The organism is Stenotrophomonas sp. Steno-C15, assembly GCF_056393265.1.
Map to the genome: position 1 here is coordinate 1 of NZ_JBWJPF010000007.1, position 15,595 is coordinate 15,595.

11 protein-coding genes are annotated in these 15,595 nt (G+C 66.4%); 8 read left to right on the forward strand and 3 right to left on the reverse strand.

Going from position 1 to position 15,595, the window contains the following annotated elements:
• The coding region (locus tag AC06FB_RS07575; RefSeq protein ID WP_478053523.1) for a GyrI-like domain-containing protein at nucleotides 1-668 on the reverse strand (668 nt) is incomplete at its 3' end.
• 343 nt (nucleotides 669-1,011) lie between these two features.
• Here AC06FB_RS07575 and cyoA point away from each other — a divergent pair.
• Genes cyoA through cyoD form a run of 4 tightly spaced genes read left to right on the forward strand, consistent with a single transcriptional unit; the run spans nucleotide 1,012 to nucleotide 5,028 of the window.
• Entirely contained in the window at nucleotides 1,012-2,052 is a 1,041-nt protein-coding gene (gene cyoA / locus AC06FB_RS07580) for a ubiquinol oxidase subunit II (RefSeq protein WP_053518989.1), read from the forward strand.
• A 2-nt stretch (nucleotides 2,053-2,054) separates the two neighbouring features.
• Nucleotides 2,055-4,052 (forward strand): cytochrome o ubiquinol oxidase subunit I, encoded by a 1,998-nt coding sequence (cyoB, locus tag AC06FB_RS07585; protein WP_053518988.1) that lies wholly within the window; start codon nucleotides 2,055-2,057, stop codon nucleotides 4,050-4,052.
• Nucleotides 4,049-4,687, forward strand: a complete 639-nt coding sequence (cyoC, locus tag AC06FB_RS07590) for a cytochrome o ubiquinol oxidase subunit III (protein ID WP_065174633.1) — start codon at nucleotides 4,049-4,051, stop codon at nucleotides 4,685-4,687. Before cyoB ends, cyoC begins: the two co-directional genes overlap by 4 nt.
• A complete protein-coding gene (cyoD, locus tag AC06FB_RS07595; RefSeq protein ID WP_053518984.1) occupies nucleotides 4,687-5,028 on the forward strand; it encodes a cytochrome o ubiquinol oxidase subunit IV in 342 nt (113 codons plus the stop codon). Before cyoC ends, cyoD begins: the two co-directional genes overlap by 1 nt.
• 115 nt (nucleotides 5,029-5,143) lie before the next feature.
• Here the strand turns inward: cyoD and AC06FB_RS07600 are convergent, their stop codons facing one another.
• Entirely contained in the window at nucleotides 5,144-7,201 is a 2,058-nt protein-coding gene (locus tag AC06FB_RS07600; protein WP_053518982.1) for a putative bifunctional diguanylate cyclase/phosphodiesterase, read from the reverse strand.
• A 149-nt stretch (nucleotides 7,202-7,350) separates the two neighbouring features.
• Between AC06FB_RS07600 and radA the strand changes: the two genes are divergently transcribed.
• The 3 genes from radA to AC06FB_RS07615 all read left to right on the forward strand — a co-directional run bounded on the left by radA (nucleotide 7,351) and on the right by AC06FB_RS07615 (nucleotide 13,137).
• Nucleotides 7,351-8,727 (forward strand): DNA repair protein RadA, encoded by a 1,377-nt coding sequence (gene radA / locus AC06FB_RS07605; protein ID WP_478053524.1) that lies wholly within the window; start codon nucleotides 7,351-7,353, stop codon nucleotides 8,725-8,727.
• A 198-nt stretch (nucleotides 8,728-8,925) separates the two neighbouring features.
• Nucleotides 8,926-10,782, forward strand: a complete 1,857-nt coding sequence (locus AC06FB_RS07610) for an ATP-binding protein (RefSeq protein WP_478053525.1) — start codon at nucleotides 8,926-8,928, stop codon at nucleotides 10,780-10,782.
• A gap of 48 nt (nucleotides 10,783-10,830) precedes the next feature.
• Nucleotides 10,831-13,137: a tetratricopeptide repeat protein gene (locus tag AC06FB_RS07615; protein WP_263177827.1), complete on the forward strand. Its 2,307-nt coding sequence runs from the start codon at nucleotides 10,831-10,833 to the stop codon at nucleotides 13,135-13,137.
• A 79-nt stretch (nucleotides 13,138-13,216) separates the two neighbouring features.
• Here AC06FB_RS07615 and AC06FB_RS07620 read toward each other — a convergent pair whose 3' ends face one another.
• Nucleotides 13,217-14,011 carry a cytochrome C assembly family protein gene (locus AC06FB_RS07620; RefSeq protein WP_053518974.1) on the reverse strand — a complete coding sequence of 265 codons (795 nt, stop codon included), beginning with the start codon at nucleotides 14,009-14,011 and terminating at the stop codon, nucleotides 13,217-13,219.
• A 122-nt stretch (nucleotides 14,012-14,133) separates the two neighbouring features.
• Between AC06FB_RS07620 and ffh the strand changes: the two genes are divergently transcribed.
• Nucleotides 14,134-15,510: a signal recognition particle protein gene (gene ffh, locus AC06FB_RS07625; protein ID WP_053518973.1), complete on the forward strand. Its 1,377-nt coding sequence runs from the start codon at nucleotides 14,134-14,136 to the stop codon at nucleotides 15,508-15,510.
• The last annotated feature ends 85 nt before the right edge of the window (nucleotides 15,511-15,595 follow it).

Genomic DNA, 15,595 nt, shown 5'->3' on the forward strand with positions numbered 1-15,595 from the left:
TGCAGGGAGGACGTCCTCGCCCGCCGGGCGGGGACGTCCACCGGCGGCTGATCCGCCTCTACCGCCCGCACAGGTTGGCGCAGGAGTGTCTTGAGTCGCGAAGGAGCGGTCTTCCGTGGATCGCTCAGATAGATCTCATGGTGCGGGCCGGCAAACGTGTAGCCCAGCGATGGCATCACCTCCTGGTGCAGCCTCGCGAGTGTCGGGCCTTCATCCTCATAGGGGCCCACGTGCAGCGTCTGCAGGCAGAGACCCTCCTCCAGCCGCTGCAGGCGCAGGCTGGAAGGTGGCGCACCGAGCTTCGCCCTCACCGTCTCCGTTGCTGCAGCGAACCGCGGCGTGTCGACGGCATCCGGGGTGCGGATCATCAGGGTCCAGGTCCATTCGTCCTTGCGGCGGGCGACGAAGCTGCCCGGATCCTCAGCGCTCCACAGCCCCTCCAGCGGCGCAACCACATGGTCCTGTCCCACCGCCTTGAGGGCGAACTTCAACGCATAGCTGACGGAGTAAAGCCAGCGTACGGCCTCGGCGTAGGCGATTGCCGTGTTGGGGTCGCCGCGGCCGTCAATCATCACGAACGGCAGGGAGGGCACTTGGAGCAGGACGAAGTCGCCGGTCGGCGCCCGGTACAGGGTGCGGTCAAGCGTCTTGAAATCGACTTTGCCCATTGGAGCTCTCCAGTAGACGGACAGCATCGCACGCGCGTCAGCATGCCACAGTTCCTGAATGCGTTCATTCGACTTTGCCGAACGAGGGATTCCGGCGTGGCGACACCTGCGGCTGCGATGCTCCGCGCCCCACTGCGCGCACGGTGCGACAACGTGTCGCAGCCAGAATGGGGCCTTTCCTGCGGAGGATCATTGTCAATGCCTTTCTTAAATGGTGGGTGACGGCCTAAAATTGCAAGGCTGACTCGACCCCACCTCCCTGCCTGTCTCCGGACGGGTGGGACCGGCTTTGGCCGGAGCGGGCAGGACGGGGAACGGCATTCCCTCGCAATTGGATCGACCGATGATTCCGTTGAAAACCCTTGGGCGCTGGTTGCGCCCGGGCCTGCTGCTCGCAGTGCTGGTGATGCTCACCGGCTGCGATGCCGTGGCCATCCTCAGTCCGAAGGGCCAGATCGGCCAGGATGAGAAGACCCTGCTGATCACGGCCACCGTGCTCATGCTGCTGGTCGTCATCCCGGTCATCATCATGACCCTGACCTTCGCGTGGAAGTACCGCGCTTCCAACACCAAGGCCCGTTACGAGCCGAAGTGGTCGCACTCGACGGCGATCGAGGTGGTGGTGTGGTCGATCCCCTGCATGATCGTGCTGGTGCTGGCTGTGCTGACCTGGCGCTCCTCGCACGCGCTGGATCCGTACAAGCCGCTGGAATCGGACGTCAAGCCGGTCACCATCGAGGCGATCTCGCTGGACTGGAAGTGGCTGTTCATCTATCCGGAAGAGAAGATCGCGGTCGTCAACGAGATCAAGTTCCCGGTCAACACCCCGCTGAACTTCAAGATCACCTCCGACACGGTGATGAATGCCTTCTTCATCCCGCACCTGGGCAGCATGATCTATTCGATGGCGGCGATGGAGACCAAGCTCCACCTGATCGCCAACGAAACCGGTGAATTCCCGGGCATGTCCTCGCACTACAGCGGTGCGGGCTTCGCCAAGATGCACTTCACTGCCTATTCGGTCACCGATGCCGAGTACCGCCAGTGGCTGGACCAGGTCCGCGCCGGTGAGCAGACGCTGGACAAGGCCTCGTTCAAGGCCCTGGGTGAAGCGCGCAATGCCGAGTGGTATCCGGTGACCTACTACGGCCGGTCCGAGGAGGGCCTGTTCGACTGGGTCATCGCCAAGCACATGGGCGACAACAAGCACTACGGCATGAAGCACGCCCATGCGGGCGCCGCTGCCGCCGATGCTGCCAGCCATGAAGGGCACGAAGGCCACGCCCCGAGCGAAGAGCACAAGTCCAAGGAGTCCGGGGAAAACCTGGATGCCACTGAACACGAGCACGCCGGCCACGCCGGTCATGCGGGCTCGGGAGAATGAACATGCTGGGAAAACTCTCTCTTGAGTCGATCCCCCACGATCCGATCGTGCTGACCACACTGGTCGGTGCGGTGCTGGGTGGCTTGGGCGTCGTCGCCCTGATCACCAAGTTCAAGCTGTGGGGCTATCTGTGGAAGGAGTGGTTCACCTCGGTGGATCACAAGAAGATCGGCGTGATGTACCTCATCGTCGCCTTCGTCATGCTGCTGCGCGGTTTCTCCGACGCGATCATGATGCGCACCCAGCAGGCCATCGCCGTCGGTGGCTCCGAGGGTTACCTGCCGCCGCACCACTACGACCAGATCTTCACCGCCCACGGCGTGATCATGATCTTCTTCGTGGCGATGCCGTTGATCACCGGCCTGATGAATCTGGCCGTGCCGCTGCAGATCGGTGCGCGCGACGTCGCGTTCCCGTTCGTCAACTCGCTCAGCTTCTGGCTGTTCGTCGCCGGTGCGGTGCTGATCATGCTGTCGCTGTGGATCGGTGAGTTCGCCGCCACCGGCTGGCTGGCATTCCCGCCCTTGTCGGGGATCGAATACAGTCCAAGCGTAGGCATGGACTACTACATCTGGGGTCTACAGGTGGCGGGTCTGGGTACCACGCTGAGTGGTATCAACTTCTTCATCACCATCCTCAAGATGCGCACGCCGAGCATGAAGCTGATGCAGATGCCGGTGTTCACCTGGACCGCCCTGGTGACCAACGTGCTGATCGTCGCTGCCTTCCCGGTGCTGACCATCACCCTGGTGCTGCTGACCCTGGACCGTTACCTGGGTACGCACTTCTTCACCAATGACGGTGGCGGCAACGCCATGCTGTACATCAACCTGATCTGGATCTGGGGCCACCCGGAGGTGTACATCCTGGTCCTGCCGGCGTTCGGCGTGTTCTCGGAAGTGATCGCCACGTATTCGCGCAAGGCCCTGTTCGGTTACAAGGGCATGGTCTACGCCACCGCCTGTATCGGCGTGCTGTCGTTCATCGTGTGGCTGCACCACTTCTTCACCATGGGTTCGGGTGCCAACGTCAATGCCTTCTTCGGCATCACGACGATGATCATCTCCATTCCCACGGGCGTGAAGATCTTCAACTGGCTGTTCACCATGTTCCGCGGCCGCGTGCAGTTCACCACGCCGGTGCTGTGGACGATCGGCTTCATGGTCACCTTCACCATCGGCGGCATGACCGGCGTGATGCTGGCCATCCCGGCCATCGATTTCGTGCTGCACAACAGCCTGTTCCTGATCGCGCACTTCCATAACGTGATCATCGGCGGCGTGGTGTTCGGCATGTTCGCGGGCATCACCTACTGGTGGCCGAAGATGTTCGGCTTCCGCCTCAACGAGTTCTGGGGCAAGTGCGCGTTCTGGTGCTGGTTCATCGGCTTCTACGTGACCTTCATGCCGATGTACGTGCTGGGCTTCATGGGCATGACCCGTCGCCTGCAGAGCACGGTCAATCCGGCCTATGAGCCGCTGCTGCTGGTTGCTGCTGCAGGTGCCTTCATCGTCGGTGCCGGCATCCTGTGCCAGATCATCCAGGTGGCCGTGTCGATCCGCGACCGCAAGAAGACCGTCGACCTGACCGGCGATCCGTGGGATGCCCGTACGCTGGAGTGGGAAACCTCTTCGCCGCCGGCGTTCTACAACTTCGCCACGCTGCCGGACGTCACCGAGCTGGACGATTTCTGGGAGCGCAAGCAGCGCGGTGAGGCCTGGCCGAAGCCGGCGAAGTACACCGACATCCACATGCCGCGCAATACCGGCACGGGTGTTGTCATCGGTGCCTTCAGCCTGGTGTTCGGCTTCGCGATGATCTGGCACATCTGGTGGCTGGCCATCGTCGGCTTCGTCGGCATGATCGCCACGTTCATCTACCGCACCTTCGACCAGGACGTGGACTACTGGGTCCCGGCCGCCGAGGTGGAACGCATCGAGAACGAACACCGCAAGCACCTGGAAGCCCAGGGCCTGGTGAAGTCGGAGCTGAAGGCATGAGCACCAATACCTCGACCCTGAGCCACGGGCACGCCGCGCATGCGGCGGCCCATGGCCATGACGACCACGAGCATCACGACACCGGCGGCAACACCGTCTTCGGTTTCTGGGTGTACCTGATGAGCGACTGCCTCATCTTCGCGTCGCTGTTCGCCACCTATGTGGTGCTGGCCGGCGGCACCGATGGTGGCCCCGGTCCGAAGGACCTGTTCGAACTGTCGTTCGTGGCCTGGGAAACCGCGCTGCTGCTGACCTCCTCGCTGACCTTTGGTCTGGGCATGATCGCCCTGCACCGCAAGCAGGTGGGCCAGATGTACCTGTGGCTGGCAATCACCTGGCTGCTGGGCTTCGGCTTCATGTGCATGGAAGTGTGGGAATTCCAGCACCTGATCCACCAGGGCTATGGTCCGGACCGCAGTGCCTTCCTGTCGGCGTTCTTCGCCCTGGTCGGTACCCACGGCCTGCACGTCAGCGCCGGCCTGCTGTGGCTGCTGGTGATGTTCGTGCAGCTGAAGAAGTACGGCCTGACCCCGACCAACAAGACCCGCATGGCGTGCCTGAGCCTGTTCTGGCACTTCCTGGACCTGATCTGGATCGGCGTGTTCTCCGTCGTCTACCTCAATGGAGCGCTGTAATGGCACATGACAACCACGCACACGATCATGGCACCGGTGGCGAAAGCCACGGCAGCGTGAAGTCGTACCTGATCGGCTTCGTGCTGGCAGTGGTGCTGACCGTCATCCCGTTCTGGATGGTGATGTCGGGCGACTTCTCCCGCACCGTCAACGGTGTGGTGATCGCGATCACCGCCGTGCTGCAGATGCTGGTCCACCTGGTGTTCTTCCTGCACCTGGACCGCTCCTCGGAGAGCCGCTGGAACGTCAACGCTGCTGCCTTCACCATCGTGGTGATCGGCATCATCGTGGTCGGCACCCTGTGGGTCATGCACAACATGAACGTGCATATGATGCACTGACGTCCCCGCGACGTTGCCACGCAGAAAGGCCGCCCCCGGGCGGCCTTTCTGTTGTCAGGTGGATGGGGTCGGATCCCATGTCGCAGGCGAGGGCTCCGACCTCGCACGCCGGGCCTCACCCCACCTTGCGCAGGAACTCCTCGGCATCCATCGGCCGACCCAGGTGGTAGCCCTGCAGCTGGTCGCAGCCCAGTTCGCTCAGGTACTCGCGCTGGGCCTGGGTCTCCACGCCCTCGGCCACCACCTGCAACTGCAGCGTACGGCCCAGGGCGATGATCGAGGAGACGATCGCGGCGTCTTCGGCATTGCGTTCCAGGTCGTGCACGAAGGCCCGGTCGATCTTCAGCTCGGTGGCCGGCATGCGCTTGAGGTAGAGCAGGCTGGAATAGCCGGTGCCGAAATCGTCGATGGCGATGTGCACGCCCATCGCGGTGAGATCGTTGAGAATCGCCAGGCTCGCGTCGACATTCTTCATCGCAGTCGTTTCGGTGATCTCAAGCGTCAGCAGAGGCGGATCGATGGCGTGTCGTTCCAGCGCCGCACGCACGCTGGCCAGCAGCGTCGGCGAGGCGAACTGCAGGGGAGACAGGTTGACCGCCATCGTCCAGCCGCGATGGCCGGCATCATGCCACGCACGCAGCTGGGCGCAGGCGCGATCCAGCACCCAGTCACCGATCGGCAGGATCAGCCCGCTGCGCTCGGCGATCGGGATGAACACGTCCGGTGCCAGCAGGCCCAGTTCCGGGTGCTGCCAGCGCAGCAGCGCTTCGGCGCCGCTGGCGGGGGCATCGGCGGCGGGAAATTTCGGCTGGTAGTGCAGCACCAGTTCGTCCCGGGCGATGGCCTTGCGCAGATCCTGCAGCAGCCGCAGCTGGCGGTTTGCACTGAGCTGCATCGAGGGAGTGAAGAACGTGTAGCCGTTCCGGCCGGTGTCCTTGGTGTGGTACATGGCTGCATCGGCGTGGGCCATCAGCTCGCGTTCGTTGCCGGCGTCGTCCGGGTACAGGGCGATGCCGAGGCTGGCGCTGACCTGCAGCTCGGCCGCGTCGAGAATGAAAGGCTCGCTGGCCGCGGCGATGATGCGCTCTGCGACGACCACGGCGTCATCCGGGATGTCGATCGCCAGCACGATCACGAATTCGTCCCCGCCCAGGCGCGCGAAGGTGTCCTGCGGTCGCAGCAGGCCGCCGATGCGTTGCGCGACGGCGACCAGCAGGCGATCACCCAGTTGATGACCGTAGGCGTCGTTGACCGCCTTGAATCCGTCAAGATCGCAGAACATCACGGCCACCGCGTGCTGGTGCCGGCAGGCCTTCTCGATGGCCTGTTCGATGCGGTCCTGCAGCAGCATGCGGTTGGGCAGCTGGGTCAGCGGGTCGTGCAGCGCAGCCTGGATCAGCCGGTTGTTGGCGTGCGCCAGCGAATCGGCCAGCAGCCCGGTGCGGACCCGCATCTGGCGATCGAACAGGGAGGCCACCAGCGCGATGCCAAGCGTCGCCACGGTGGTGACGATGACCAGTACCGCCAGCCAGCGGGCATCGATGCCGCCGTTGACCACGGCACCGCAGATGCTGCCGTCCGCGAAGCGTGCGGCGGCCATGCCGGTGTAATGCATGCCGACGATGGCCAGCCCCATCACCAGCGAGGCGAGCAGGCGCAGGCGCAGCGTGTTGCGCTGCTCGGTGCGCAGGCGGAAGGCGATCCACAGCGCAGCGCCGGCTGCGCCGATGGCCACCACGATCGATGTCGCGAACCATCCTGGGTGGTAGTCGATGCCGGGCTGCATGCGCATGGCGGCCATGCCCAGGTAATGCATGGCCGCGATGCCGGTGCCCATCAGCACCGCACCGGCCAGCAGCCGCCGTCGCGGCAGGCTGGGGCGGGAGACCAGCCACAGCGCATAGGCCGATGCGCCGATCGACACGGCCAGGGAGTAGAGGGTGATGGCCAGGTCGTAACCGATCGGGATCGGCAGGTCGAACGCCAGCATGCCGATGAAGTGCATCGACCAGATGCCCAGGCCCATCGCGGCGGCGCCACCAGCCAGCCACCAGCGGGCGACGCGTCCCTGCGCGCTGGCGACACGCCCGGCCATGTCCAGGGCCGTGTACGAAGCAAGAATGGCCACCAGCAGAGAGATGGCGACCAGGCTCTGACTGTAACTTCCAGTCATGTTGAATCCAGTGGGAAAGGGAGGGGCGCCCGCAAGGCGCACGCCCGCGACCCCTATCGGCGCAGGTGGGCGGTACTTGAGCGGTCGCAGCACCTGCGACCGGGCTCGGCTATCCTGCCACGCCCGTCCCCGCCGCAGGAAATTCCCAGATGGCAAAAGCCCGCACCGCCTACGTCTGCAATGAATGCGGCGCCGAGTACAGCAAATGGCAGGGCCAGTGCACCGAGTGCAATGCCTGGAATTCGCTGTCGGAAATCGTCCTGGAAAGCGCGGCGGCGGCCAAGGCGCCGGCATCGCGGCGGGCCGGCTGGGCGGGCAAGGTCGATCCGCCGAAGATCACCGCCCTGAAGGACGTGGAGCAGACCGAGCATCGCCGGGTCAGCACCGGCATCGGCGAGTTCGACCGTGTGCTTGGCGGCGGCCTGGTGGAGGGGGCGGTGGTGCTGGTCGGCGGCGATCCCGGCATCGGCAAGTCGACCCTGCTGCTGCAGGCGGTCGCCAGGATGGCGGCCGAGCTGCCGGTGCTCTACGTCACCGGCGAGGAGTCTTTGGCCCAGGTGGCCGGTCGCGCGCATCGGCTGGAACTGCCCCTGGATGGCGTCAACGCGCTCGCTGAAACCGGCGTCGAGTCGATCCTCCAGCACGCGGCCAAGGCCGGCCCGCGCCTGATCGTGGCCGACTCGGTGCAGACGCTGTGGACGGAAAGCCTGACCGCCGCACCGGGGTCGGTCAGCCAGGTGCGCGAGAGTGCCGCACGGCTGGTGCGTTTCGCCAAGGAAACCGGCACCGCCGTGTTCCTGGTCGGCCACGTCACCAAGGAAGGTGGCATCGCCGGCCCGCGTGTGCTGGAACACATGGTCGATGCGGTGCTGTACTTCGAAGGCGAAAGCGGCAGCCGCTTCCGGCTGCTGCGTGCGTTCAAGAACCGTTTCGGCGCGGTCAACGAGCTGGGCGTGTTCGCCATGGGCGACAAGGGCCTGAAGGAGGTCTCCAATCCGTCGGCCATCTTCCTGTCCGGTGGAAGTACGCACCAGCCCGGCAGCTGCGTGATGGTGACCCGTGAAGGAACCCGTCCGCTGCTGGTGGAGGTACAGGCGCTGGTCGACGCGTCGCCGCTGTCGAACCCGCGCCGTGTCGCCGTAGGCCTGGAGCAGAACCGTCTGGCCATGCTGCTGGCGGTGCTGCACCGGCACGGCGGTCTGCTGGTGGGCGACCAGGATGTGTTCGTCAATGTCGTCGGCGGCATCCGCGTGCAGGAGACGGCCGCCGACCTCCCGGTGCTGCTGGCGGTGCTGTCGTCGCTGCAGGACCGGCCGTTGGCCGAGAAGACAATCGCCTTCGGCGAAGTGGGCCTGTCCGGCGAGATCCGCCCGGTGCCCAATGGTGAGGACCGGCTGCGCGAGGCGGCCACCCATGGTTTCAGGCGTGCGATCGTGCCGAAGGCCAATGCGCCCAAGGGGGGCTCGGTCAAGGGCATGGAGGTGATCGCCGTGGAGCGCCTGTCCGAGGCGATCGACGCAGCGTGATTCCATCGGAGGCGCGCCGGCGGCCGCGATCCTGTTGAGCCGGCCCACGCGCGTCTGCTTCACCGGCGAAGGACCGCCGGGCATGGGCCAGACCCTGCAGACGTCAGATGCGGCTACGGTCAGCCTCGCTGTGCTAGTTTTTCCCGCTCGACGAAGGCGCCCTGTGGCGCCTTTCCGCGCCCAGGAGTAAACGATTACATGCAGGACCCCGCGCTTACCGCCCCCGCCGCCGAAATCCGCCGTGCGGGCGTCGACCTCAATGGACTGATGACGGTGCTGGGCAAGCACCTGTACTCCACGCCGATGGTGGCCCTGCGCGAGCTGGTGCAGAACGCGCATGACTCGATCATCCGCCGTCGCATCGAGCAGCCGGGCAGGGACGTGCCTTCCCGGATCTCCGTCCAGGTCGACGCCACCGTCGGCGTGCTGCGCATCAGCGATACCGGGGCGGGCCTGACCCGCCAGGAGATCCACGATTACCTGGCCACCGTCGGTGTCGGCTACACCCGTGGCCTGCGCCAGGGCGGCGCCGACGAGGATGGCCTGATCGGCATGTTCGGTCTCGGCTTCCTGTCCGCCTTCGTGCTGGCGCGTCGGGTCAGCGTTCGCACCACCTCCTACCAGACGCCGGACCTCGGCCATCTGTACGTGTCCAGCAATGCCGAGCAGTACACGGTCAGCGAAGTGCCCGCGCGCGAGATCGGAACCGAGGTCGAGCTGGAACTGCACTCCGACTTCCTGCCGCTGGCCAACGAAGCACGCCTGCACGAGGTGCTGGGGCGGTACTGCGCGCTGCTGTCCGAACCGATCTTCATCGGTGCCGCCACCTCGGCGATCAATCCGGAGCCGCCACCTTGGCGGGGGCAGGGCGAGGTCGCGTTGCACCCGGTGCAGGCGCGCCGGCAGTCCCTGCAGTTCGCCGCGCGTTTCGAGCATGACTTCGAGCCCATCGTCACCCTGCCGCTGCGCGCCGATGGCGTCAGCGACGCCACGGGCCTGTTGTGGGTGCAGGATGGCGCCACCTATGGCACCAGTGACAACCGCAATCTGTCAGTGTTCGTGCGCGGCATGCTGCTGGACGACGATGCACGTGACCTGCTCCCGCCCTGGGCCGGCTTCATCGGTGGCGTGATCGAGTCCTCGCGGCTGACGCCCACCGCCAGTCGTGAGGATCTGCAGCGCGATGATCATTACCGCGCCGTGCAGCACGCCCTGCTGGAAGCGTTGATCGATGGGCTGGCCGAGGTCGCACGGCAGCAGCCTGAAGCCTGGCGCCGGGTGCTGGCCCGCCACAACGAAGCGCTGCTGGGCGCGGCGCTGTGTGATGACCGCTTGTTCGAACTGCTGGTGGAGCACGTGCGCGTGCCGACCTCGCAGGGCGATCTGCCGGCCAGCGCGCTGCCGGCACGCGGCGCCGTGCATGTGATCCTCGACAACGGTGGCGGTTTCGAAGAGATGCTGTTCCGCGCGATGGGGGTGCCGGTCGCGCATGGCCATCGTTATGCGGTGGTTCCGTTCCTGCGTCGCTGGGCCCAGGCCAAGGGCCTGCGCCTGGTGGAACTGGGCACCGAGCAGGGCAACCGCGCGCTGTTCCGTACCGATGACAGCCTCGATGAGGCGCAGCTGGCCTGGCTGCGTGAGCAGTTGGGCGATGGTGAGCAGCTGCTGCCGGCGCGCTTCAGTCCGGAGGCACTGCCGGTGGTGGTGGTGCCTGACCGCGAGGCCGAACTGAAGCAGCGGCTGGAGGACGACGAGAACGACAAGCGGGTGTCGATGGCCGCGCTGCGGCTGGCCCGCCAGTTCACTGCACGCATCGAATCGCGTGCACCGTCGCGGCTGTATCTCAACCTCGACAACACCGCAGTGCAGGCGCTGCTGCGCGCACAGCGCGAAGGCCACCCGCAGGCCGAAGCGGCCGCACGCCTGCTGCGCTCCCTGAAGATCATCGTCGCCGCGCAGGGCAGGCCCCTGGCGCGGACGACGGCAACCGCAGGCCCCGACCTCAATGGAGCCTTCACCGACATCGCGGGCGCGCTGCAGCAGATGCTGCGCTGACGCCCGCTCTCATCCAGCCTTCGCTAGACAGGAGCACGTAATCCCCTCATGGACATCTGGAACTGGGTAGAAAAACTGCAGGGCGACCTGCGCCAGGCCGGGCAGGCGCAGAACGCGCACCTGCTGAACCGCCTTGCAGACGACGTCAGCGAGCTGCAGGTCGACCGCGTCGATGCGCTGTTGCCCGAGGCGCGTGCGCTGGGCAAGGCGCTGGACAATCCCTGGGTCGATGTCTACGTCGGCCACTGGGCGCTGCGCAACCGCGTGGGTAACCGCGTCGAAGGTGAAAGTGCACTGGGCGAGGCGGTCGCGCTGTTCGAGCGTGCGCATCGCGAGGACACCCTGGAGTGCCCGCAGTCGATCTGCGTGACCCAGGATCTGGCCGCCTGCTACGGCAACATCGACGGCCCCGGCTGGGTGCCCGAACGGGTCGAGGTCTGCGACGAGACCCTGGCACGCATCGATCCGAGCTGGGCCTGCTTCCAGTGCCTGAGCTGCGAGAAGGCGGACGCGCTGCTGGACGACGATCGGGGCCAGGAGGCGCTGGATTACCTGCAGGCACAGGCCGACGCGATCGAGGCCTGCGGCAAGGAGGTGTTCGACAGCTTCCCGGAGATGCAGATCAAGATCCTTCTGGGCCTGGGCCGCGCTGAGGAAGCGCTGGCGCTGATCGAAAAGCGGGAGGCCGAGGTGGTCGCGTCGGGCGAGTATGAGCCGGCCAACTGCACCGTGCCGCGCCGCCTGTCCAAGGCCTGGGCGCTGGCACAGCTGGGCCGCGACGAAGAAGCGCTGCAGCAGATGGTGCCGTGGAGCGAGCTGACGCCGAACTACTGGCGACTGTGGGCGAACACCGCCGCCGCGTTGTGCCGGCGCGATCCGGCGCGCAACACCTGGGACCTGGGTACGCGCTTCAACACCATCATCGAACATTTCGCCCGCGTCGGTTCGCACCGGCTGTTGATCGAGGTGGCTGCACTCAGCCTGGAGCTGGCGCTGCAGCGGGGCGCGCGCTGGGTGGCGCAGCGGCAGCTGGGCCTGGCCCGTGCCCACCTTCCGCAGCTGCGCCAGGACCGCGGCGCGTCCGCGCTGGTGGCCGCCCTGGCTGCACGCGTGGAAAGCCTGCCGGAGGTCGCGCCGTTGCCGGTGCCGGCCACGGAGCTGCTGGCGTGGCTGGAAGCGCGCGGGGAGCAGAACCACTCGCGCGATCCCGAGCAGGAGGCGCAATGGTTGCTGCAGGCCCACGCACAGTGTCCCGATGATGAGCCGTTGGCCGACACGGCGGCTTCGGCGCTCAATGCCTGCGGCGCGCAGGCCGAAGCACGCACACTGCTGTGGGACTTCGTGGCGGCGCATCCGCAGCACGATGGTGCCGCGGCCTACACGCTGATGCGGTGGCTGGCCGAACAGGGCGATGACGCGGGCCTGCGCCGGTTGGCGGATGTGTTCCGCGACAGCGTGCCGGTGTTCGCCCACTGGTGCGAGGTGCAGCGCGCGCGCCGGGTGTCCGACTGGCCGGCGTTGGAGCTGGCCGCAAAGGCACTGCTGGAGCTGTCGCCGGGATCGCATGGCGCGCGTGGCACGCTGGCCCGCATGTACATGGAGACCGGACGCTTCAGCGATGCCCAGGCCTGCTACGCGCAGCTGATCGAACTGCTGGAGGAGCCCAATGCCGCGCATTGGGACCACATGAGTGCCGCCAGCGCCGCGCATGACTGGGACGCCGTGCGGCGGTCGGCGGCGGCGATCGGCATGGAACTGTCCAGCACCGAGGGTGTGGTCGAAGAGCCGTGGGGCTGGGTGATCATCCGCAGCGAGGAAGAGGGCGAGCCGATGGAGTACTACGCCCGGCGCAGTGGCCCGGTGACCGCCCGCATCGTCGAGAACGCGCCGGCCAACCGCGCCCAGCAGGTGGGTGACTGGGTGGTGTTCGACGCGGCGCTGGTGCATCCGGCACCGGAAGACGAGGAGGCACGCGAGCACTTCATCCCGACCTACGCACAGGTGCATGTGCTGGAGCGTGGCGGCTTCGCCCGCAGCTGGCTGATCGACGGCGCCCATCCGGGTGAGGACGCCTGGAATGCCCTGGTCGAGGCGGTTGAGGCGCAGGGCTGGAAAATCTGGGCCCACAGCCGTCCCGACTACACCGTGACCGACCCGGAGGCCGAGGATGGCACGCTGCCGGGGCTGCTGTTCACCATCGCCCAGCCTCAGGATCACGCACCGCTCGCGCTGCACCGGTTCCTGCAGCAGGCCACCGCCGGCTGGGCACATCCGCTGTGCTGGCTGCGCCTGGCCGAAGCCTGCGACCAGGATCGCCAGCCGCATCTGGACGTGATCGAGCGGTACGGCCTGTAGGCACGCCTCGCTCGCCGGGGCATGGCCCGGCGCCACTGCTCTGCGCCGCCGGGCGATGCCCGGCGGACCTGTCATCCGATCAACGGGAGTGTCCGAACACCAGCTCGATCGCGAACTGGCTGCCGAAGAAGGCCAGCAGCAGCAACAGCATGGCCGTCAATGTCCAGTGCACCGCCTTCACCCCGCGCCAGCCGTAGCGGCGGCGGCCGATCAGCAGCACGCCGAAAACGATCCACGACAGCACGCTCAGTACGGTCTTGTGCACCAGCTTCTGTGCAAGCAGGTCATCGACGAACAGGACGCCGGTGACCAGGGTCAGCGTGAGCAGGGCGAAGCCCACCGCGATGACCCGGAACAGCAGCGCTTCCAGATCGGCCAGCGGGGGCAGGGCGCGCAGCCAGGGCCGGAATTCGCGGCGGCGCAGCGCGCGTTCCTGCAGCCACAGCATGATCGCCAGCAATGCCGCGATGCTCAGCGTGGCGTAGGCCAGCAGGGCCAGCCAGGCATGGCTGGCCAACCGCCAGCCCAGCACCTTGCTCGGCTCGTGGCCATAGCCGTGATAGGCCAGCAGCAACAGTGCCGCGAGCGGAAACACCACCACGCCCAGCGCGGACATGCGGCCGCGTGCACCCACCAGCGACGTCAGCCAGGCCATGCCCAGGCCGACCAGCGACAGCGCCGCGAAGAAATGCATGTCCGGCCCGCCGTTCGTGCGCATCGCCACCATCACGTGATAGCCGCCATGCAGCACGATGGCTGGCAGCGCCGGCCACAGCCAGGCGGGCGAACCTACGGCACCATCGCGGCCGAGCGCGCGCACCAGCAGGACGCTGGCGGCCAGGTAGAGCAGGACGGCGATGAGAACGATTGTCATCGTGGCAGTTTCGCATACCCCCGGGGTGCTGGCGACGGCCGCCGTGTCGCAGCCCGGGAGCAGGGGCGGACCGGCTATACTGTGTGCCTTATTGTCCCCCGTTTTCAGACAGGTCGCACCGCATGTTCGAGTCCCTGACCCAGCGCCTTTCCGGCACCATCGAGCGCCTGCGCGGCCGTGGCCGCCTGACCGAGGAGAACATCCGCGAGGCCACCCGTGAGGTCCGCATCGCGCTGCTCGAGGCCGATGTCGCGCTGCCGGTGGTACAGGCGCTGATCGAGCGCATCAAGGTGCGCGCCGTTGGCCAGGAAGTATTGAAGTCGCTGACCCCCGGCCAGGCGCTGATCAAGGTCGTCCGCGACGAGCTGACCGCGGTGATGGGCGCTGAAGCCAGCGACCTGAACCTCAACGTGCCGGCGCCGGCCATCATCCTGATGGCGGGCCTGCAGGGCGCCGGCAAGACCACGACCGTGGGCAAGCTGGCCAAGCACCTGAAGGAAAAGCGCAAGAAGAAGGTGATGGTGGTCTCGGCCGACGTCTACCGTCCGGCGGCGATCGAGCAGCTGAAGACCCTGGCCGAACAGGTCGGCGTGCTGTTCTTCCCGTCCAGCGCCGACCAGAAGCCGGAAGCCATCGTCCGCGCCGCCATCGACGATGCGCGCAAGTCGTTCGTCGACGTGCTGCTGGTCGATACCGCCGGCCGCCTGGCCATCGACGAAGCGATGATGGCCGAGATCAAGGCCCTGCACGCAGCGGTCAACCCGGCCGAGACTCTGTTCGTGGTCGATGCCATGACCGGCCAGGACGCGGCCAACACCGCCAAGGCCTTCGGGGATGCGCTGCCGCTGACCGGCGTGGTGCTGACCAAGACCGACGGTGACGCCCGTGGCGGTGCCGCCCTGAGTGTGCGCTACATCACCGGCAAGCCGATCAAGTTCGTCGGTGTCAGCGAAAAGCCGGACGGCCTGGATGTGTTCCATCCGGACCGCATCGCCAGCCGCATCCTGGACATGGGCGATGTGCTGTCGCTGGTCGAGCAGGTAGAGCAGCAGGTCGACAAGGACAAGGCGGCCAAGCTGGCCGAGAAGGTCGCCAAGGGCAAGAAGTTCGACCTGAACGACATGCGCGACCAGCTGGAGCAGATGCAGAACATGGGCGGCATCGGCGGCCTGATGGACAAGCTGCCGGGCCTGGGCAACATCCCGGACCACCTCAAGCAGCAGGTCAGCCAGGGCAAGGAAGTGCCACGCATGATCGCCATCATCAGTTCGATGACCAAGAAGGAACGGCGCAATCCGAACCTGCTCAACGGCTCGCGCCGCGCGCGCATCGCCAAGGGCTCGGGCGTGACTCCGGCCGACGTCAACAAGCTCATGAAGCAGTACATGCAGATGGAAAAGATGATGAGCAAGATGGCCGGCGGCGGCATGAAGGGCATGATGCGCAGCATGAAGGGCATGATGGGCGCCATGGGTGGCCGCGGCATGCCGTTCCGTTGATCAACATCGGGGGCGGAACCTGTTCGGATCCGACCCCGCCTGCAACGACTGGCGTATGCTGGGCGGCGACCTCTCCCGCAGGTAT